This is a genomic window from Nesterenkonia lacusekhoensis, from assembly GCF_017876395.1.
Lineage (GTDB): Bacteria > Actinomycetota > Actinomycetes > Actinomycetales > Micrococcaceae > Nesterenkonia > Nesterenkonia lacusekhoensis.
In genome coordinates this window covers 1209098-1228866 of record NZ_JAGINX010000001.1, presented here as the reverse complement: position 1 = coordinate 1228866, position 19769 = coordinate 1209098, and the positions used below count along the sequence as shown (strand labels likewise).

Genomic DNA, 19769 nt, shown 5'->3' with positions numbered 1-19769 from the left:
TGCGCCTGAACGAATCCGCCGGGAGGAGCTCCGCCCAATGCTGAGCACGCAAGCGCGCGGGGTCTCCCGGCTCTACGCGTTGGACGTCGCCCGCGCCCTGGCGATCTTCGGGATGATCATCGTCAACGTGGGCCCCTACACCACAGACGGTTGGGCCTCGTGGTTCGTGCGGGCCTTCAACGGGCGTGCCTCCATCCTCTTCGTGATCCTGGCCGGGATCGGCGTGACCTTCTTGGCCCGCCGGGCGCTCACCAAAGGAGTCACCCGCCGCAGCACACTGCTGTGGCGAGGTCTGCTGCTGTTCGTGCTCGGCATCGCGCTGCAGGTGCTCAACCATGACGTCAACGTCATCCTCCCCACCTATGCGGCCCTGTTCTTCCTCGCGGCCTTCATGGTGCGGATGACCACGCGCTGGCTCTTCTGGTCGGCGATCAGCTCCGCGCTGGTGGGGCCCGTCATCTGGATCCTGGTCCGTAAGCTGACGAACTTCCGTCCGCATCCGGCAGAGCTGGGTGATTCACCTCTGGAGATCCTGAGCATCATCCTCTTCTCCGGCCCCTATCCGCTGGTGGTGTGGATCGCCCCCTTCTTCCTCGGCGTCTGGATGGGCCGTCTGCCGCTGGGCAACCAGAAGGTTCAGCTGCGCCTGCTGGTCATCGGCGCGGTGGCCGGCATCGGGGCCTTCCTGCTCTCAGGCGTCCTGGTGCGCACCCTGGGCGAGCCGGACACTGAGCGGATCGACTTCGACCGGCTCATCTCGGCGGTCGGGCACTCACAGATGCCGCTGTGGCTGATCAGCTCCACCGGTACCGCCATCATGGTGCTCAGCGCGCTGCTGCTGGTGGTGCCCAAGTTCGGCAAACGCATCCGCGTGTTGGTGGCTGTGGGCCAGATGCCGCTGACCGCCTACTCGGCCCACCTGGTCATCATCGCCCTGATCGTCCGGCCGGCACCCGAGACCGCGCTGCAGGGGCTGCTCATCAGTGTGGCGATGATGGCGTTCCTGATCTTCTTCGCCGTGGTGTGGATCGCGAACCTGCGCTACGGCCCTCTGGAGATGCTGCTCAGACAGCCTCCCCCTTTCCTCCGGGTGGAATATAAGCTCCCAGCACGGCACCGCACACGCCTCTTCGCCCGTCCCGCCCCGCGCCGGGCCAGGAAGGAGTAGCTTCCCATGGCACGAACTCGTCCGATCTCCGCAGCCGCCGGGACCCTCGCGGTCCTGGGTCTGACCGCCGGCTGCCTGGCCGAGGACGATCCTCCGCCGGAGGCCTCCGAGCCTCCACAGAGTCCCTCCACCAGTCCGGAGCCGGTCGAGGACACCTTGGAGCAGCAGGGTGTCAGCGCGGGCCATCCGATGGCTGTGGCCGCGGGGGAACAGATTCTCTCAGAGGGAGGCAACGCGGTCGACGCCGCCATCGCCGCTTCCTTCGCCGTGGCTGTGGTGGAGCCCTACGCCTCCGGCATCGGGGGCGGCGGATCCGCGATCCTCGCCGGCCAGGAAGGTGATCCGGTCTTCTATGACTACCGTGAGGTCGTCAACGAGGAGGGGGAGATCCCTGACTCCGGCGCCGGCATCCCCGGATTCGTGGCAGGCATGGGGGAGCTGCACGAGAATCACGGCACGATGGACTGGTCCCAGCTGCTGGAGCCCGCCGAGACCTTGGCCAGCGAGGGCTTCGAGGTCTCCGACTATCTGGCTGAGCGGATGGCTCAGGACGATGCCCTCGCGGCCATCAGCGACCTCGAGCACTACGCGCCCGGCGGCGAGCCGCTGGGATCCGGAGAGCAGCTCGTCCAGGAGGACCTGGGGGAGACTCTCTCCGCTCTGGCCGAGAACGGTTGGGAGGACTTCTACACCGGCCAGCTCGCCGAGTCGGTGGCAGAGCAGGTCGAGGGGGTCGACCAGCAGTCCCTGGAGAACTATGAGGTCGCTGTCGCAGAACCCTCGCGCGGGGAGTTCGGCGACTATGAGCTGCTGGCCGCCGCGCCTTCGCTGCCGGGCCCTGCGATGATCCAGATGATGCAGATCGCTGAGGCTCAGGGCATCGCGGAGATGGACCCGACCTCGGCCGAGTATGTGGACCTGCTCTCCGAGTCCTGGCTGGTGGCCGAGGAGACTGTGTTCTCCGATCTGGGCGACCCCAGCTTCATCGAGGTTCCCGAGGGCATCACCGACGCGGAGTCCAATGCGGAGATCGATCTTTCTGCCGCGGAGCCTGCCGCGCAGGACTACGGCGGAGATCCGGGCGATCACGCCAACACCACGCATATCAGCGTGGTGGACTCGGACGGGCTGACCGTCTCCATGACGAATACGATCATGTACTTCTGGGGCAGCGGCCAGATGGTGGACGGGTATTTCGTCAACAACCATCTGTCCCGCTTCGAGGCCATCGATTCTCCCGCCAATGAGCCGGAGCCGGGGCGCAGGACGGTCACCTGGTCCAACCCGACCGTCGTCCTCGACGCCGAACAGCGTCCGGTCCTGGCCGCTGGAAGCCCGGGCGGACATCAGATCCTCAACATCCTGGGCACCGTCCTGGCTCAATGGGGCCTGCAGGGGCGCACCTTGGAGGAGGCCATCGCCACACCCCGCTTCCGCGCGGAGGAGGACACGCTCTACATCGAGGAGAGCACCCCCGCCGAGCTGGTCGAGGAGTTGGAGGACAGCGGCTGGCAGACCGAGGTCTGGCCGGATGCGATGGCCAGCTTCGGTTCGGTCCAGCCCCTGGAGATCGACTACGACGACGGCACGGTCAGCGGCGCCGACGATCCGCGCCGCGAAGGTGCCCACGCGATCATCGAGTGATCGATCCGGCCGAGCCACACCGGCACGCGCCGGGGTGCTGGTAGGCTCGGTCAGCACAGCACGGGGTGCTCGTCGCCGATCGGCGAGCTGAGAAGAGACCCGTTGAACCTGTTTGGTTAGCACCAGCGAAGGGAATGCCTGTGAGCGACCTCTCTGTGCTCCCGGCCGCCTCTGCGGCACGGCGCACCGTCCCCAACCTCCTCTCCATCGCCGGGACCGACCCCACCGGGGGCGCCGGCATCCAAGCGGATCTGAAGAGCTTCGCAGCCCACCGCGGCTACGGGATGGCTGTGGTCACTGCCCTGGTCGCCCAGAACACGGAGGGAGTCCGGGACATCCACCTGCCCCCGGTGGAGTTCCTGAGGGCGCAGCTGGACGCAGTCAGCGACGACGTCGCCATCGACGGGGTCAAAGTCGGCATGCTCGGCACCGCAGAGATCATCGGAACTGTCGCTGCTTGGTGGGATGAGCTGACTGAACCTTCAGGCACCGAACCTTCAGGCACCGAACCTTCCCGCACCGAGACGCCTGTCCTAGTGGTGGACCCGGTCATGGTCGCAACCTCAGGGGACCGCCTGCTGCACGCCGAGGCCGAATCAGCTCTCATCGATTTCCTGCACCGGGCGGATCTGATCACGCCCAATGTGCCGGAGCTGGCCCTGCTGGCCGGTGCGGAGCCCGCCACCACCACCGAAGACCTCCTGGCCCAGGCCGAGCAGGTCGCCGACACCCACAACGTGCTCGTCCTGGCCAAGGGCGGTCACCTGAAGGACGCCACGGTCACCGACACGCTGGTCCACCCCACCGACGACGCCGGCGGCCGGCCCAGCCATCAGCAGTTCGAATCGCTCCGAGTCGAGACCACCAACACCCACGGGACCGGCTGCTCCGTCTCGGCCGCCCTGACCGCCCTGCGAGCTCGAGGCCTCAGCTGGCCCGAAGCAGTGGCCCAGGTCAAAGACTGGATGACCTCATCCCTGCAGTCCGCCGAGACCCTCGATGTCGGCCGCGGCCACGGCCCGATCCACCACTTCGCCGACCTGTGGGCCTGAGCCGCCCAGCTCAGTCCTCAGACGGAGCTCCTTCGCTGAACCAGCCGCTCGGATTCGGCCGGTCAGCGGGCGTCGGGCCGGTGGCGCCTTCGCCGGACGTGGGCGCTTGGCGCTTCAGAGAGCTGACACGGTCGCGGATCTCTGCCATCTGCTTGTCCAGCGCGGCGGCCTTATCGGCGGCATCGCGCAGCTCCCCGAGGATGTCGTCGGGGACCTCGCCCTCATAGGTGTAGTAGATCTTGTGCTCCAGCGAGGCCCAGAAGTCCATGGCCACTGTGCGGATCTGGACTTCCACGTAGACGAACTCAGTGCGGTTGGACAGGAAGACCGGCACCTGCAGGATCACGTGCAGGGACTGGTAGCCGTTGGGCTTGGGGCTGCGGATGTAGTCCTTGACCTCCACGACCCGCAGGTCCGGCTGGCTGCAGAGCATCTCGGCGACCCAGTAGGAGTCGGAGACGAAGGAGCAGGTGATCCGGATGCCGGCGATGTCACGGATGGCGTGCCGGATGCCTTTGAGCGTAGGTTCGCAGCCGTAGCGCTGGACCTTGTCCATGATCCGATCGAGGGACTTCAGCCGATAGTTCACATGCTCGATGGGGGAGTAGTCGCGGGTGTGCTCGAACTCCTCGCGCAGGATGTTGATCTTGGTGAGGACTTCATCCATCCCGAACTTATAGTGCAGTTGGAACTCGGTGAGCTGGCGCCGGATGTCCATCATGCGGGGGACCACTCCGGTCTGCCCGTTCTTCCCGGCGTCGTCGTTGAGCTGGGAGAGCAGCTGCTGATACATGTCGGAGTCCGTGGAGGTGCCGTGGCCGGCCGTCTCCATCTCCGTGGTGGTGTGCGCAGTATGCGTCTCTGGGCTGTGGCCCTCGGCAGAGAGGAATCGGCTGTCTGCCGCGGGGGCGCTTCCAGAGGACATCATTTTCTCCTTGGAGTCGATGACTCGAATGGGGGAGCGGCTTAGGCGAGTCGGTGCAGGCTCGCCGGCGCTCTGTCGTCAACCAATTGTCGACCCTAGGGCATCCGCCTGTGAAGACCCTCCACATGGCGGCTAAGGTGGAGACAGACTGAGCGAAGGAGGTCCCTGATGAAGCCTCAGCCACTCAACCGGTCCACCCGTCAGGCCGCCCTGGAGCGTATGGCGGCGACGAGTTCCGAGGAGCCGCTGGATGTCCTGGTGATCGGAGGAGGCGTGGTCGGATCGGCCACAGCCTTCGACGCCGCCACCAGGGGGCTGGAGGTGGGACTGGTCGAGGCCCGGGACTTCGCCGAGGGGACCTCGTCACGGTCCTCGAAGCTGGTCCACGGTGGGCTGCGCTATCTGCAGATGCTCGACTTCAAGCTGGTCGCCGAGGCGCTGCGCGAGCGCGATCTGCTGCTGACCAGGACCGCACCGCATCTGGTGCGTCCGCTGCCGTTCATCTACCCCTTCGAGAAGCGCGTCTTCGAGCGGGCATTCGTGGGCTCGGGCGTCTCCCTCTACGACGCGCTCACGCTGCGTCCCGGCGGTGGCCGGCGTCGTCGGCGTCGGGCGGTGCCCTTCCACCGTCACCTGAGCCGTCATGGGCTGCGGCAGCGGTTTCCGGGGCTGGACGAGGAGAAGTTCGTCGGCGCTCTGGAGTATTACGACGCCCAGGTCGATGACGCACGCCTGGTCCTGACCCTGGCCCGTTCGGCCCACAGCCTGGGCGCCCACACGGCAGTGCGCACTGAGGCGGTGGACTACCTGCGGGACGCCGAGGGGCGGATCTGCGGTGCACGGCTGCGCGACCACGAGACCGGCCGTGAGTTCGAGGTCCGCGCCCGCGAGACCATCCTGGCCGCCGGCGTCTGGACCGGCGAGGCCCAGGAGGCCGCGCTGGAGGGCAGCGGCAGTCAGGCCGGGCTGAAGGTGCTGGCCTCGAAGGGCATCCACGTCACCGTCCCCCGTGACCGCATCCCGGCTGAGGGGACGGTCGGTGTGATCACCCAGACGGAGAAGTCTGTGCTCTTCCTCATCCCGCTGCGCGATGTCTGGGCCATCGGAACCACCGACACCGCCTGGCATGAGGCGGTGGATGCTCCTGCCCCCACCTCGGAGGACATCGACTATGTCCTGGCTCATGCCAATGAGGTGCTGGGGGCTGATCTGTCCCGTCAGGACGTGTTGGGCACCTGGGCCGGGCTGCGACCGCTGCTCCAGCCCACGGAGACGCAGGACGACGGCGACGGCTCAGCCAAGGTCTCCCGGGAGCACACTGTCATGCAGCTGGCGCCTGGGCTGATCGGGATCGCCGGCGGCAAGCTGACCACCTATCGCGTCATGGCCGAGGACGCCGTGGACTTCGCCGCAGAGGGCAGCTTCAAAGACCGGGAGAGCCTGACCGAGCTCATGCCGCTGGCCGGAGGCCAGGGCTACGGCGAATGGGTGGACCAGGCAGAGGACATCGCCCAGGCCTATGGCTGGGACGCTCACCGGGTGGACCGGCTGCTCAATCGCTACGGCTCCATGGTGGGCGAGCTCCTGGAGCTCATCGATGAGGACGAGTCGCTCGGCAGGCCTCTGGAGCACGCCCCGGCCTATCTGCGTGCTGAGATCCTCTATGCGGTGCGCTTCGAGGGCGCCATGCATCTGGACGATCTGCTCTCACGCCGCACACGCCTCTTCCACGAGGTGGCTGATCGTGGCTTGGACAGTGTCGAGGAGATCCTCGAGGTGGCAGCCCCTGAGCTGGGCTGGGATGCTGAGCGCACCGCGGCGGAGCGCTCTGCCTACGCCGGTTATGTCGAGGCTCAGCGTGCTGCAGAGAGCACAGAGCACGACGCCGAGGCGGCGGCTCTGCTCTCCGAGGCCCGCCCCGTTCCTGAGCAGCACGCCACCGAGCCCTCCGGCTCGGCCGGTGAGCCCACCGGCGCGGCGGAGAAGGAGCCCCAGGCATAAGCCCGGATCTGAGGGCTGGCCCATCGGAAAGCAGCGCTGAATCGCCTCCGCGAGCTGCCTCGCTGAGCGGCAGATTGGGACGCGTATCACTAGATGTAGCGTCAGAACGTGATCTGCGGCGCAACATCTTCGACCGATCGGGCGTTGCGACACGCCGCGACACACCTGTGGCGAAAAAATCTCAGCGGGGGAGAACCCTCCTCCACAGCTGTGGAGCGGCTGAAGGTGCCGAGCGTTCTGAGGCGTCAGATCAAGGATCGGGGAATCCACAGGGGGCTGTGCAGGGTCGGTGGAGAACTACAGCCGTGCAAGTACAGCATTTAGTGGTCACCCATAGAGCTCGACCCAAGATGTAGTATTGAGGGCGCAACGAAAAGAAAGACCCTTCGACTCCAGGGAGTAGCCGTTATGTCCGTGACTGTGTACACCAAGCCCGCATGCGTCCAGTGCAACGCCACCTACCGCGCCCTGGACAAGAACGGCGTCACCTACAAGACCGTCGACATCTCCCAGGATGCTGAGGCCCTCGAGCGGGTCCGCGCGCTCGGTTACATGCAGGCTCCGGTCGTCATCACCGAGGACGACCACTGGTCCGGCTTCCGTCCGGACAAGATCTCCGCGCTCTCCGGGAATGAGGCAGCCGTCTCGGCCGCTTAACCCTCACAGGACCTCGAGAAGCCTCGCTGCGACGATCGTGAGATGAAGACCTCCGCCCCGCTGATCTATTTCTCCTCCGTATCGAACAATACGCATCGATTCGTGGGGAAGCTCGGCCTGCCGGAGCAGAGCACCGCACGGCTGCCGCTGCGCACCAAGGACGAGACGCTCGAGGCCGCCGAGCCGTTCGTGCTCATCCTCCCCACCTATGGGGCGGACGGAGGTCGAGGCTCGGTGCCCAAGCAGGTCATCAAGTTCCTCAACGTAGAGTCCAACCGGGCTCTTCTGCGAGGGGTGATCGGCGCAGGGAACACGAATTTCCACGAGAGCTACTGCATCGCCGGGGACATCGTCGCCCAGAAATGCGGGGTTCCGCATCTGTACAGGTTCGAGCTCATGGGCACCGAAGAGGACGTGTCCCGAGTCAGACAGGGATTGGAAGAGTTTTGGAAACAGCAGTCAAGCCTCTCAGCCGCGTAGAAGAGCCAGCATTGGCCAAGGAGGTTCCCCCGCAGTGGGAGGGCCTGAGCTATCACGAGCTCAACGCCATGCTGAACCTGTACGGACCGGACGGAGAGATCCAGTTCGAGGCCGACCAGCTGGCGGCCAGGAAGTATTTCCTGGACAACGTCAACGTCAACACCGTCTTCTTCCATGACCTGGATGAGAAGCTGAAGTACCTGGTCGAGAACGACTACTACGAGCCGGCTACGCTGGAGCAGTACGACCGCTCCTTCATCCACCAGCTGTGGGACAGCGCCTACGCCGCGAAGTTCCGCTTCCCGACGTTCCTGGGTGCCTTCAAGTTCTACACCTCCTATGCGCTGAAGACCTTCGACGGCAAGCGGTACCTGGAGCGTTTCGAGGACCGCGTCTGCATGGTGGCCCTCTACCTGGCCCGCGGTGACGAGGCCCAGGCCCAGAAGCTCATGGAGGAGATCATCTCCGGGCGCTTCCAGCCGGCCACCCCCACCTTCCTCAACGCAGGCAAGAAGCAGCGCGGTGAGCTCGTCTCCTGCTTCCTGCTGCGCATCGAGGACAACATGGAGTCCATCTCCCGGGGCATCAACTCGGCCCTGCAGCTGTCCAAGCGCGGTGGCGGCGTCGCCCTGTCTCTGACCAACATCCGCGAGCACGGCGCTCCGATCAAGCAGATCCAGAACCAGTCCTCGGGCGTCATCCCGGTGATGAAGCTGCTGGAGGACTCGTTCTCCTACGCCAACCAGCTCGGCGCCCGCCAGGGTGCCGGCGCGGTGTACCTCAACGCCCACCACCCGGACATTCACCGCTTCCTGGACACCAAGCGCGAGAACGCGGATGAGAAGATCCGCATCAAGACTCTCTCGCTGGGCGTGGTGGTTCCGGACATCACCTTCGAGCTGGCCAAGCGCAATGAGGACATGTACCTCTTCAGCCCGTATGACGTCGAGCGCGTCTACGGCAAGCCGTTCAGCGAGATCTCGGTGACCGAGAAGTACTACGAGATGGTCGACGACGCGCGGATCCGCAAGAACAAGATCAATGCGCGTGAGTTCTTCCAGACGCTGGCCGAGATCCAGTTCGAGTCCGGCTACCCCTACATCATGTTCGAAGACACGGTGAACCGGGCCAACCCGATCGCCGGGCGGATCACCATGTCCAACCTGTGCTCCGAGATCCTGCAGGTCTCTGAGGCCTCTGAGTACGAGGCTGATCTGGGCTACGCCCAGGTGGGCAAGGACATCTCCTGCAACCTCGGTTCGCTCAACATCGCCAAGACGATGGATTCCCCGGACTTCGGGCAGACCATCGAGACTGCGATCCGGTCGCTGACCGCAGTCTCGGACATGTCCTACATCGAGTCTGTGCCGTCCATCGCCGACGGCAACCGGCGCAGCCATGCCATCGGTCTGGGACAGATGAACCTGCACGGCTTCCTGGCGCGGGAGCGGGTGCACTACGGTTCCGAGGAGGGCCTGGACTTCACCAACATCTACTTCTACACGGTGCTGTTCCATTGCCTGCGTGCCTCGAACCTGATCGCCAAGGAGACCGGCGAGACCTTCGACGGCTTCGAGAACTCGGCCTACGCCTCCGGAGAGTTCTTCGACAAGTACACCGAGCAGGTCTGGGAGCCTCAGACCGAGAAGGTCCGTGAGCTCTTCAGCCACGTGCACCTCCCGACTCAGGCGGACTGGCGTGAGCTGAAGGAGGAGATCCTCAAGCACGGCATCTACAACCAGAACCTGCAGGCCGTTCCGCCGACGGGATCGATCTCCTACATCAACAACTCCACCTCCTCGATCCATCCGGTGGCCTCGCCCATCGAGATCCGCAAGGAAGGTAAGCTCGGCCGTGTCTACTACCCGGCGCCGTACCTGACCAATGACAACCTGGAGTACTACCAGGATGCCTATGAGATCGGTTACGAGAAGATCATCGACACCTACGCCGCTGCCACCCAGCATGTGGATCAGGGGCTGAGCCTGACGCTGTTCTTCAAGGACACCGCCACCACCCGTGACATCAACAAGGCGCAGATCTACGCGTGGAAGAAGGGCATCAAGACCCTCTACTACATCCGCCTGCGTCAGCTGGCACTGGAAGGCACCGAGGTCGAGGGCTGCGTCTCCTGCATGCTGTGAGGCATGCCTGAGACATCTCGGCCGGCAGATCATCGTTCAGTCACAAGAGAAGGACACAAAGCGCGTGACCACTTCCGCAGAAGCGCCCCACTCCGTGTCGCTGCTCGACCATGTCGAGGCGATCAACTGGAACCGCATGCCCGATGACAAAGACGGCGAGGTGTGGAACCGGCTGGTCAACAACTTCTGGCTGCCGGAGAAGGTCCCGGTCTCCAACGACGTCCAGTCCTGGAGCACCCTGACTGAGGAGGAGAAGACTCTCACGATGCGGGTCTTCACGGGTCTGACCCTGCTGGACACCATCCAGGGGACCGTGGGCGCGGTGGCGCTGATCCCGCATTCGCTGACTCAGCATGAGGAAGCGGTGCTGACCAACATCGCCTTCATGGAGTCGGTCCACGCGAAGTCCTACTCGCAGATCTTCTCCACGCTGTGCTCCACTCGCGAGATCGACGACGCCTTCCGCTGGTCCAAGGAGAACGTGAACCTCCAGCGCAAGGCGCAGATCATCATGGATTACTACCATGGCGAGGACGGTATGAAGAAGCGGATCGCCTCCACGATCCTGGAGTCCTTCCTCTTCTATTCCGGCTTCTACCTGCCGATGCACTGGTCCTCCCGGGCCAAGCTGACCAACACAGCCGACATCATCCGTCTGATCATCCGGGATGAGGCTGTCCACGGCTACTACATCGGTTATAAGTACCAGCGGGCCCTGGAGGACGAGACTCCGGAGCGCCGTGAGGAGCTGAAGGCCTACACCTATGAGCTTCTCCTCGAGCTCTACGAGAACGAGGTCCAGTACACCGCGGACCTATACGACGGTGTGGGGCTGACCGAGGACGTCAAGAAGTTCCTCCACTACAACGCCAATAAGGCCCTGATGAATCTGGGCTATGAGGCGATGTTCCCCAAGGAGGTCACCGACGTGAACCCTGCGATCCTCTCGGCGCTGAGCCCGAACGCGGATGAGAACCACGACTTCTTCTCCGGCTCCGGCTCCAGCTACGTGATCGGCAAGGCCGTCGAGACCGACGACGAGGACTGGGACTTCTAAAGACCGATGTCCTGAGTTGTCGCCGTAAGGCCTGGCAAGGGGCCCGGATCCGCAGGTTTCTGCAGGTCCGGGCCTCTTCCATGTCTCCTCCCAATGAACACAGGAGGACGCCCCGGCGGAAGTCTCTGCTCTGCTCAGACGCCGCGTCCTAGCAGAGTGTGCTGTTTTCTGAGGCTATAGAGGCACGCGCCCACCCAGCCAGCGTTCATCACCGCTGTTGACCGCAGGGCCCAGCGCGGGCAGTTCACCGCCCCGAAGAGACAGACCCCGCTGGTCACCGACAGCCCTGTCCGCACTGCAGCCTGTGTGGTGAGCTCAGGATCGACCATCCGGTAGACGCCCGGTACCGATACTGCAGCAGCGCACCCCAGGCCATCAGCGAGCAACACGGCTTGAGACGGAGCCGAGAGGTCATCGCTCATATTCTTCATTCCTCGTTCGGCGGCATGTCTTCTCGGTCCGAGTGACGATCTGCATCCACAGCTGCTGACGGATGGCCCAAAGATCGGTCGACCAGGGCGCCCAAGACGTGGGACTGAACATCATGTCAGTTCTCCTGTTCAGATGAAGGGCACTACGACCCCGACGGTCAGAACCAGCAGACCGGCGGAGAGCCAGCGGTAGTTCTGGTACCACGGTTTGCCTTTGAGCTGCTTCGACTCCTCAGCCCATGTGCGCTTGTCGAAGGTGCATCCTGGATCGTGGCAGGGTCCGGAGCCGGTGTGAGCAGCGAAATGGTGGCGAAGCTGATGAGGCTGAGCACCACCATGATCCCGGTGGCGTAGAGGAACTGCACCCCGTGCAGACCGAAGACCTCCCCGGTGAGGAACCCGGCCAGCCCGAGCGGGGTGACCGCCACAAGGGTCCAGAAGGCTCCCTGGCGGGTTGCCCGCTTCCAGAAGATGCCCCCGACCAGGACGACGATGGGCATCGTCACGTAGCCGAGGAAAGATTGGAAGTACTCGACGAGTGTGTCGAAGCCGAGGATCACTGGGGCCCATGCCACCGCGATCACCATGAAGACGCCGACCAGTATGCGGCTGATCCGCAGCAGCGCCTTTTCGCTGAACTCCTTGCGGCTTGTCTTGATGAAGTCATTGACGACAAGGGCTGAACGCACCGTTGAGCACCGAGTCCAGGGAGGACATCAGGGCAGCCAGCAGCGCAGCCACGATGAGTCCGCGCACCCCTACTGGCATGTACTCGAAGATCAGCGAGGGCCAGGCCAGATCCGGGTACTCCAAGTCGGGGAACACATCGCGGGCCAGAATCCCAGGGAAGATCAGCAGCACCAGGAACGGCAGCTGCATGGCCCTGGCGAACAGTGCGCCCCACCGGCCATGGTCCAGGTTCCTGGCAGCCTGAAGCGCCCTGGGTTTCGTTCCGAGTCTCAGCAAGGAGAATCGGAGTATGCCCAAGAAGTTCAGTCCAGAGCTGCGTGACCGCGCCGTGCGCATGGTTCACGACCGTCAAGCCCTCGAGGGAGGTCCCAGAGCGCAGTCGATCCGTGCCGTCGCACCACAGCTCGGTGTCGGGGAGGAGACCCTGCGGATCTGGTGCAACCGCTACGGCCCCACCGAGCCGACCGGCCCGGGCGAGCCGCTCGAGGAGGAGAACCGGCGTCTTCGACGGGAACTCGCCGAGGCACGGCGCGCGAATGAGATTCTGAAGGCCGCCTCAGCGTTTTTCGCAGCGGAGCTCGACCGCCCCACGACGAAATGATCGCGTTCATCGACATGCATCGCGAACAGTTCGGGGTCGAGGCCATCTGCCGCATCCTCGGTGCGACAGAATGTGGGTTCATCACCTCCCGCGGATACCGTGCCGCAAAGAGCAGGCCAGCCTGCGCTCGTAGCATTCGGGACGAGATGCTCGTGGAGGAGGTGAAACGAATTCACAAGGAGAACTACAGCGTCTACGGGGTCCGAAAGATGTGGCACGCGATGCGGCATGCGGGATGGGACGTCGGTCGCGACCAGGTGGCACGACTGATGAGGGTCGCGGGACTCCAAGGCGTCCGGCGAGGCCGTAAGCCCGTCACCACCTGCCCTGGAGCCGGACCGGATGAGCGCCCCGACCTTGTGGAACGGAAGTTTGCCGCGGACCGTCCGCGGCAGCTCTGGGTCGCTGACATCACCTACGTCCGGATCCTCGCCGGATTCTGCTACGTCGCATTCATCACCGATGTCTTCAGTCGGAGAATTGTCGGCTGGGCGGTCGCACCCACACTCCACACACAGTCTCTACCTTTGCTCGCACTGGAGCACGCACTTCTTTCCACTGGTGCAAGCAGGAATGATAGCGGATTGGTTCACCACTCCGACAGGGGCAGTCAGGCCGTATTCAACTGGTCGTCGCAACAGTGTGTTGTTGGACTGAGCGTAGTTGATCGGCGAACGCCTCGGCGGGAGTGCGCCACCCCAAGATCCCGCGTGGCCGGTTGTTCATGGCGGTGGCGATAGCTGCGATTTCGGTGGCGTTCCACCTGGAGAGGTCAGTGCCTTTCGGGAAGTATTGCCGAAGCAGACCATGAGGTGCTCGTTGGAGCCACGCTGCCAGGGACTCTTCGCGTCAGCGAAGTACACCGGCAGCCCAGTCTCTTTCGTCAGCAGCGCATGTGCCGAGAGCTCTTTGCCGCGGTCCCAGGTCAAAGAACGGCGCAGCTGCTCAGGCAGATGGGTGATCGACTTCGCCAGAGCGTCTTTCATGGTCAACGCCCCATACCCCGCCAGTGCCGGGCCGTTCTTCGTTGGTCGAATTTGCCCGTACCCGGCCTGGCGGGGCAGGTGGACCAGTATCGCGTAGCGGGTGTGGGTTGCCCCCGGAAGTAGGTCCACGCGTTATGCGGGCCGCGGTTTCTTCAATGGGTACAGATTTCAGCATACTCAGCCGGGCTGCGGTACCCGAGCGCTGAGTGGCGCCGGATGGTGTTGTATTCCTTCTTCCAATCCGTGATGATCACCCGAGCATGGGTCAAAGACCAGAAGCTGGTGATGTTCAGGCACTCATCCCGGATCCTGCTGTTGAAGGACTCCACGTACCCATTGCGCCACGGCGCACCCGGCGGGATGTAGTGGATCCCCGTGACCTCCCCGGCCCAGTCGGCCATCGCGTGGCAGATCAGCTCCGGGCCGTTGTCACACCGTAGGACCTCTGGAAGCCCCCGGTCAGCGGCGATAGCGTCGAGGTGGGCGGTGAGGTCATCACCGGTGATGCTGCGGGCCACGATCCCGCCCAGGCATTCGCGAGTGTGCTCATCGACGATCGAGGCGATCTTGATCGCCCGGCCCGTCTCATCGGCGTCGAATTGGAAGTCCACCGCCCACACCACATTCGGCGCGTCCGCCTGCGGGGCTTCCGCGGTGGAGGACCCCACGCGTTTGCGTCGACGTCTCACCGGAACCCGCAGGCCCTCTTCACGCCAGAGCCGCTGGACCTTCTTATGGTTGACCGCCCAGCCCTCGGCTCGGGCATCATGATAGGCCCGCCGGTAGCCCCAGCGCGGGTGGTCCTTTGCATAAGCCCGTAGCCAGGCCCGCAGCCCAGCATCAGGATCACCAGCGTTCTCAGACTTCAGTGCCCGGCGGAAGGCGGATCGGGCAAGCCCGGCCAGCGCGGTGGCTCTGCGTTCACTGATGCCCATGGTGGCCATCAGGTGTCGCGCAGCTGCTCGGCGCCGGTCCGGGCTTAGAAGTTTCCCTCCGCCAGCTCCTTCAGCGCGGCCTTCTCCAGCTCCGCCTCGGCCAGGAGCTTCTTGAGCCGGTCGTTTTGCTTCTGAAGTTCCTTCAGCCGTTTGGCGTCTTCGGCTTTGAGCCCGCCGTATTGGTTCTTCCACCGGTAGTAGGTGGCCTCGGTGACTCCCAGTTCGCGGGCGGTGGCGGCGACGTCGTGGCCTTCTGCCTGGAGCTTCTCAGCGTCTTGGAGCTTCCGGATGATCTGTTCCGGGGTATGGCGTCTTCTCTTGCTTGTCATGGTCACACCAGTTTTCCTGCCCGGAGCGTCGGGCGCTAGTGCGACTCTCATAACTCGTGGACCGAAATTAGGGGGTCATGCCAGGTGGTGCGCTCGATCAACGTGGCCACGGCCGAACGCTTCAGTCCGATGATCAGGTCACCTTCCCAGTGGCCGGCGATCTTGCGGTCCTCGACCTCCTTGGGGCGTTTCTGCAGCACGGTCTCGGCAGTGACATGAGCCCAGGCTTCCTGCCGTGTGCGGGCCCGGGGCATTCGCTTGGTGCGACCTCGGCGCAGGTGCCAGGACTGCTTCCGGGCAAGCCCGCCGCGGGATTCGACGTAGAGGGCCTGATAGATCGCCTCATGAGAGATCCTCATGGTCGGGTCATCGGGGAACTCCAGTGGCAGCCGCTTGGCAATCTGCTGCGGACTCCAGGCGGTGACCCATTCACGGTCCCCACGGTGGGGCTTGTTCTTTCCATCCCAGGCCGGGCCCTCGGGGCCGACAACTTCACCTTCGGCGGTGATGATCTCACCGCTGAGCTTGTCTTGGACGTACTGGCGCAGCCGGTCGTTGGTGACCATCTTCGCGGTCTTCGGACGGCGGGCGCGCCGCTCAGCATGCCACTGAGCAATCGAGGCCTTGTACTCCAGCTGATAGGTCCTGGTCGAGGCGTTACGCCGTAGCTCCCGTGAGATCGTCGATGGGCTACGCCCCAGCCGACGGGCGATCTCACGGACCCCGCTGTCTTGGGCTCGCCATAAAGCGATGTCCTCCCGTTCAGAGGAGGAGATATACCGTCCGGAAACAGTCGAGGCCAAGTGTGGATTCACGCCACCAGCATGTCGGAACCAACGGTGAGCTACAGGCTCGGAGACACCGGCGGCTTCACCGGCCTCTCGGGTCTTAGCTCCTGCAGCGATGGCCTGCCAGAACCGCACACGGTCCTCGCGCCAAGCCACCGTTGGGCGCCCAGGAGAGACGATCTGACCGCGATATTCCCTTGCCCTCTTCTGCCTTGGGCCAATGCCCATCGAACACCTCCATCAGGTAGGTGTTGCGACGACCACTTGAATACGGCCAGTATGTCTCACTGGCCTATTCGGACGCTCTCATCGCAGCGGGGGTGAAAGCATCAGTCGGCACCGTTGGCGATAGCTACGATAACGCCCTGGCCGAGACCGTGAACGGTCTCTACAAGACGGAACTGATCTACTCGAAGCGGATCTGGGATTCGGTCAGCGAAGTCGAGTTGGCGACGATGGGCTGGGTCCACTGGTGGAACACGACCCGGCTCCACGAGGCGCTCGACTACCGCACTCCAGCGGCAGTCGAAGCGGCCTACACTCACACCACGACGACCGCGCCCGCGACCGTCTAACCACGGAACGAAACCCAGGGCGCTTCAGGCCAGGTCGCGGAAGACGCCCCAGTCGAAGCCGAACTCGGCGAAGAGCACCACGAAGATCGTGCCTGCGGCCAGGAGCAGCAGCACGCCTTGAATGGTGTCTGTGATCATCACAGCTTTGAGGCCGCCGAGGATCACGACCCGAGGAACTGGGTGCCGGAGAAGTTGGTGACGACCAGCGAGAACCCGACCAGCGGCCAGATCATGCCGCGCCCAGCCAGGAAGAAGTCGTCGGAGCTCTTGGTCCCACGTCCTACCCAGAAACCGATCGCCACGATACCGAGGGCGTAGGCAGCTATCACCGCCAGATCGAGACCAGCAAGTTCGAAACCCGGCATGATGCTCCTTGCAGCTATCAGCTCATCGATCAGGCTCCCACACGGTACGGCCGGTCCCCAGCGCAGGCAAGGAGTTCGGGTCCTCGGACCGTGGCCCGCGGGTCGCGAGCCTCACCCTTGAGAAGCACGCCGAACCAGCGCTCCAGCGGGCCTCCTACGGTCTGAGAAGTACCTACAGGGGCCAGATCCGCAGATTTCTGCGGGGCCAGGGCTGTTCTCATCGGTGGCGCAAAGGGCTGTAAAGACCTGCGCGTCCGCCTTTAGACTGGCACCGGATCGCACCGCATCATCCAGGGGAGACAAGGCACCGATGTCATACGTCGCACCACCTGAAGTCACCGAGGACATGCTGGAGCAGGGCACCTCGAAGTCCGAACTGAGCAGCTGGCAGCAGATCCTGCGATCCATGATCGCCGTGTTCGTGCTCTCGGCCGCCACAGTCATGGCGATCCTCGCCGCGGAAGAGACAGGGAACAGCCTGGTGGGAGCACTGGTCTTCCCGTTGGGGCTGGCTGTCGTCGTCGTGCTCGGCCTAGAGCTGCTCACCGGCAACTTCGCCCTGGTGCCGCTGGCGGTGCTCGATGGCCGGGCCCGCCTGTCCTCGCTCTTCCGCAGCTTCGGCGTGGTTCTGACCGGGCACGTGATCGGCGGCCTGCTCTGTGCGCTGCTCTTCGCCGCGTGGCTCACCGAATTCTGGACGGGCGGGTCAGGTCTGCTGATCGACGGGCTGATCGACACCGCCGAGGACAAGACGCTCGCCTACCGTGATCTGGGCCTGCCCGCGGGGATCGGCCTGGCCCTGCTCAGCGGCATCCTGTGTAACTGGCTGGTGGTGCTCGGCGTGGTCATGGGTATGACCAGCACCAGCACCACGGGCAAGCTCGCGGCGCTCTGGCTGCCGATCGCCGCCTTCTTCTATCTGGGACTGGAACACGCAGTGGTCAATCTGTTCGTGATCCCCGCCGGGATGATGGTCGGAGCCGATGTCGGCGTCGACGACTGGCTGCTGTGGAACCAAGTGCCTGTGCTGATCGGCAACCTGATCGGCGGCTTCCTCCTCCTCGGGCTGCCGGTCTATCTCGCGTTCAGGACCACACAGGAGGATCTGCCGGCCGACACTGCCCATGAGCCCTCCGAAGGGCTGTGAGAGACCTAGACGACGACCTCGCGGAGTGCGCTGTCCACTCGCCGGGTCCAACCGCGGGCATCGAGGTGCTCCAGCAGCGGCACGGCAACGCGGCGTGAGGTACCCAGGGCCTGACGTGCCGCACTCACGGTGAACGGCTGCTCCAGCGAGGTCAGCTCTCGCATAGCACGTGCGGGCGAGCTCGGGAGCAGGACCACGCCCCCGGGCAGCCGCAGCAGGCGCCCCTGACGTTCGGCTGCGGCCAGTTCGCGATCGTGAAGTCCCAGTTCTCGCAGCCGGTCCGCCTCAGGAGCCGAGAACGGTCGTTCCTTCAGTTCCTGCTCCAGCACGGATAGTGAGGCTTCCGCCGCCCCCAGGTCCCGGGGGCCGTCACCGGTTCTGATGCGGCCGGCACTCTGGTGCAGTCCGGCTTCGTGGATGACCGGGCCCAAGAGAGCCGGATCGGGCAGCTTCAGCGCGTCGGCGGCCGCGCCCTGGGACAGCCCCGCTGAGAGCGGATGCTCGTGCAGGTGGGCTTCGGTCGCCGTGCGCAGCCGTCGCATCCAGGCGGAGGCCTGATCGGCATCCACCAGCCAGCCGCCCCATCGCCGCACCGCGCTCGGCAGCGCCTCAGGTACGGGGATCCCCATCCTCACCAGGTGCTCCTCAGTGACGGCGCGGCGACGTCTGACCTCATCGGAGAGCTCGCCGGAGCTGCTCATCTGGGCCAAGGTCTGCCGGCGTCGGGCTCCGTCACCGCGGCGGGTGAGCGGCGGAACATCGGCATCCAGGACCTGAGCTCCGGCCAGGACGGTCCGGCGCCCGGAGCTTCTGACCAGCAGTCGGTCGCCCACCCGCAGCGGCAGCGGACGGCTGAGGGTGAGGCGGGCGTGGTCGTCGTCGAAGGGGCGGCACCGGGCAGCCACGGCCGCTGTCCCGATGTGGACGGTGACACTCTGCGGAGTCTGCGAGAAGTCTTGGCCCGAGGCATGCCGGACATCGAGAGCATCAGTGAGGTGCCAGGCATCAGGAGTCAGAAGGACATCGCCTCGGCTGAGCTGCTCGGCAGAGATGCCCCGCAGGTTGATGGCCACGCGGTTGGCCGCTCGGACTGCGGCTGCGTCCTGGCCATGAGACTGCAGGCCACGCACCGTCACTGGCGCGTCCACGTCCGCGCCGAGCAGATGAAGGCGCTGCTCACGCTCCAGGCGACCTGCTGCGAGGGTTCCGGTGACCACCGTCCCGGCCCCGCGCAGGCTGAAGGCCCGATCGACCCAGAGCCGGATCGGTCCGTCCACCGCGGGAGTCTCCGCCGCCGAGAGGACCTCATCCAGAGTCGACCGCAGCGGGTCCAGCCCCTCGCCCGTGGCGGCAGAGACGGCGACGGCCGGCGCGTTCTGCAGGGCGGTGCCGGCCAGCTCCTCACGAGCCTCGGCCAGTACGTCAGTGACACGGTCAGGGGCCAGGTCAGTGCGAGTGATGACGATCATCCCTGTATCGACGCCGAGGGCGGCCACTGCATCGCGGTGATCACTGGACTGGGCCTGCCACCCCTGGTCGGCGGCGACCACGAAGCAGACCACCGGTGCGGGCCCCAGTCCGGAGAGCATATTGCCCAGGAAACGTTCGTGGCCTGGAACATCGACGAAGGAGACGCCCCGGCCAGAGGGCAGCGTGGTCGCGGCGAAGCCCAGATCGATGGTCAGGCCGCGGCGGTGCTCCTCATCCCAGCGGTCCGGCTCGGTGCCGGTGAACGCGCGCACCAGCGTGGATTTTCCATGATCGACGTGTCCGGCTGTGGCGACCACATACATG

Annotated in this window: 18 protein-coding genes, 3 pseudogenes and 1 other annotated feature; of the genes and pseudogenes, 12 read left to right on the top strand and 9 right to left on the bottom strand. The window is 64.8% G+C overall.

The window, feature by feature from the left end:
- Positions 1-37: 37 nt before the first annotated feature.
- From JOF45_RS05840 to thiD, 3 genes are all read left to right on the top strand, one after another.
- Entirely contained in the window at positions 38-1168 is a 1131-nt protein-coding gene (locus tag JOF45_RS05840; RefSeq protein ID WP_210048473.1) for a DUF418 domain-containing protein, read from the top strand.
- A gap of 6 nt (positions 1169-1174) precedes the next feature.
- Positions 1175-2812 (top strand): gamma-glutamyltransferase, encoded by a 1638-nt coding sequence (locus tag JOF45_RS05835; RefSeq protein ID WP_210048472.1) that lies wholly within the window; start codon positions 1175-1177, stop codon positions 2810-2812.
- A gap of 140 nt (positions 2813-2952) precedes the next feature.
- Positions 2953-3864, top strand: coding sequence for a bifunctional hydroxymethylpyrimidine kinase/phosphomethylpyrimidine kinase (gene thiD, locus JOF45_RS05830; RefSeq protein ID WP_342591410.1), 912 nt, complete (start codon positions 2953-2955; stop codon positions 3862-3864).
- Between the two features lie 10 nt (positions 3865-3874).
- Here thiD and JOF45_RS05825 read toward each other — a convergent pair whose 3' ends face one another.
- Positions 3875-4789 (bottom strand): GTP pyrophosphokinase, encoded by a 915-nt coding sequence (locus JOF45_RS05825; protein WP_245324148.1) that lies wholly within the window; start codon positions 4787-4789, stop codon positions 3875-3877.
- 168 nt (positions 4790-4957) lie between these two features.
- Here JOF45_RS05825 and JOF45_RS05820 point away from each other — a divergent pair, with 168 nt between their 5' ends.
- From JOF45_RS05820 to nrdF, 5 genes are all read left to right on the top strand, one after another.
- Complete coding sequence (locus tag JOF45_RS05820; RefSeq protein WP_210048469.1) at positions 4958-6790, top strand: glycerol-3-phosphate dehydrogenase/oxidase; 1833 nt, start codon at positions 4958-4960, stop codon at positions 6788-6790.
- A gap of 408 nt (positions 6791-7198) precedes the next feature.
- Positions 7199-7447 carry a glutaredoxin-like protein NrdH gene (gene nrdH, locus JOF45_RS05815; RefSeq protein ID WP_210048467.1) on the top strand — a complete coding sequence of 83 codons (249 nt, stop codon included), beginning with the start codon at positions 7199-7201 and terminating at the stop codon, positions 7445-7447.
- A 42-nt stretch (positions 7448-7489) separates the two neighbouring features.
- Positions 7490-7927: a class Ib ribonucleoside-diphosphate reductase assembly flavoprotein NrdI gene (nrdI, locus tag JOF45_RS05810; RefSeq protein ID WP_210048465.1), complete on the top strand. Its 438-nt coding sequence runs from the start codon at positions 7490-7492 to the stop codon at positions 7925-7927.
- Positions 7928-7938: 11 nt separating this feature from the next.
- Positions 7939-10071: a class 1b ribonucleoside-diphosphate reductase subunit alpha gene (gene nrdE, locus JOF45_RS05805; RefSeq protein WP_281069673.1), complete on the top strand. Its 2133-nt coding sequence runs from the start codon at positions 7939-7941 to the stop codon at positions 10069-10071.
- A gap of 64 nt (positions 10072-10135) precedes the next feature.
- On the top strand, positions 10136-11128 hold the full coding sequence (nrdF, locus tag JOF45_RS05800) for a class 1b ribonucleoside-diphosphate reductase subunit beta (RefSeq protein ID WP_210048463.1): 993 nt from the start codon (positions 10136-10138) through the stop codon (positions 11126-11128).
- Positions 11129-11717: 589 nt separating this feature from the next.
- On the opposite strand, the gene JOF45_RS05795 is transcribed toward nrdF, so the two are convergent.
- Positions 11718-12248 (bottom strand): sodium:solute symporter family transporter, encoded by a 531-nt coding sequence (locus JOF45_RS05795; RefSeq protein ID WP_210048462.1) that lies wholly within the window; start codon positions 12246-12248, stop codon positions 11718-11720.
- Positions 12223-12438: a sodium:solute symporter family transporter gene (locus JOF45_RS05790; protein WP_210048461.1), complete on the bottom strand. Its 216-nt coding sequence runs from the start codon at positions 12436-12438 to the stop codon at positions 12223-12225. The genes JOF45_RS05795 and JOF45_RS05790 overlap by 26 nt, the downstream gene beginning before the upstream one ends.
- Positions 12439-12538: 100 nt before the next feature.
- Between JOF45_RS05790 and JOF45_RS05785 the strand changes: the two genes are divergently transcribed.
- On the top strand, positions 12539-12850 hold the full coding sequence (locus JOF45_RS05785; protein WP_087483962.1) for a transposase: 312 nt from the start codon (positions 12539-12541) through the stop codon (positions 12848-12850).
- Positions 12808-12910, top strand: a sequence feature (AL1L pseudoknot). It overlaps the preceding gene by 43 nt.
- Positions 12847-13590: an IS3 family transposase gene (locus JOF45_RS13740; RefSeq protein ID WP_210048460.1), complete on the top strand. Its 744-nt coding sequence runs from the start codon at positions 12847-12849 to the stop codon at positions 13588-13590. (Overlaps the previous feature by 64 nt.) Before JOF45_RS05785 ends, JOF45_RS13740 begins: the two co-directional genes overlap by 4 nt.
- Here JOF45_RS13740 and JOF45_RS05775 read toward each other — a convergent pair.
- From JOF45_RS05775 to JOF45_RS05765, 3 genes and pseudogenes are all read right to left on the bottom strand, one after another.
- Positions 13472-13938 (bottom strand): annotated as a pseudogene (locus JOF45_RS05775) (IS30 family transposase); the annotation flags it as partial. The gene JOF45_RS13740 and the pseudogene JOF45_RS05775 overlap by 119 nt on opposite strands.
- A gap of 50 nt (positions 13939-13988) precedes the next feature.
- A protein-coding gene (locus JOF45_RS05770; protein WP_210051256.1) for an IS3 family transposase occupies positions 13989-15100 on the bottom strand; the annotation gives its coding sequence in 2 pieces (ribosomal slippage) (positions 13989-14830 and positions 14830-15100; 1113 coding nt in all).
- A gap of 83 nt (positions 15101-15183) precedes the next feature.
- Positions 15184-16116: pseudogene (locus JOF45_RS05765) on the bottom strand (IS30 family transposase); the annotation flags it as partial.
- A gap of 47 nt (positions 16117-16163) precedes the next feature.
- Between JOF45_RS05765 and JOF45_RS05760 the strand changes: the two are divergent.
- Positions 16164-16463 (top strand): annotated as a pseudogene (locus JOF45_RS05760) (integrase core domain-containing protein); the annotation flags it as partial.
- 24 nt (positions 16464-16487) lie between these two features.
- Here JOF45_RS05760 and JOF45_RS05755 read toward each other — a convergent pair.
- Together JOF45_RS05755 and JOF45_RS05750 are read right to left on the bottom strand one after the other, a co-directional pair.
- Complete coding sequence (locus JOF45_RS05755; RefSeq protein ID WP_245324445.1) at positions 16488-16601, bottom strand: hypothetical protein; 114 nt, start codon at positions 16599-16601, stop codon at positions 16488-16490.
- A gap of 23 nt (positions 16602-16624) precedes the next feature.
- A complete protein-coding gene (locus tag JOF45_RS05750; RefSeq protein WP_210048457.1) occupies positions 16625-16828 on the bottom strand; it encodes a hypothetical protein in 204 nt (67 codons plus the stop codon).
- A 310-nt stretch (positions 16829-17138) separates the two neighbouring features.
- On the opposite strand from JOF45_RS05750, the gene JOF45_RS05745 reads away from it, so the two are divergent.
- The gene (locus JOF45_RS05745) at positions 17139-17975 is read left to right on the top strand and encodes a formate/nitrite transporter family protein (protein ID WP_210048456.1); all 837 of its coding nucleotides are present in this window, start codon (positions 17139-17141) and stop codon (positions 17973-17975) included.
- Positions 17976-17980: 5 nt separating this feature from the next.
- Here the strand turns inward: JOF45_RS05745 and selB are convergent, their stop codons facing one another.
- A complete protein-coding gene (gene selB, locus JOF45_RS05740) occupies positions 17981-19768 on the bottom strand; it encodes a selenocysteine-specific translation elongation factor (RefSeq protein WP_210048455.1) in 1788 nt (595 codons plus the stop codon).
- Position 19769 lies beyond the last annotated feature (1 nt).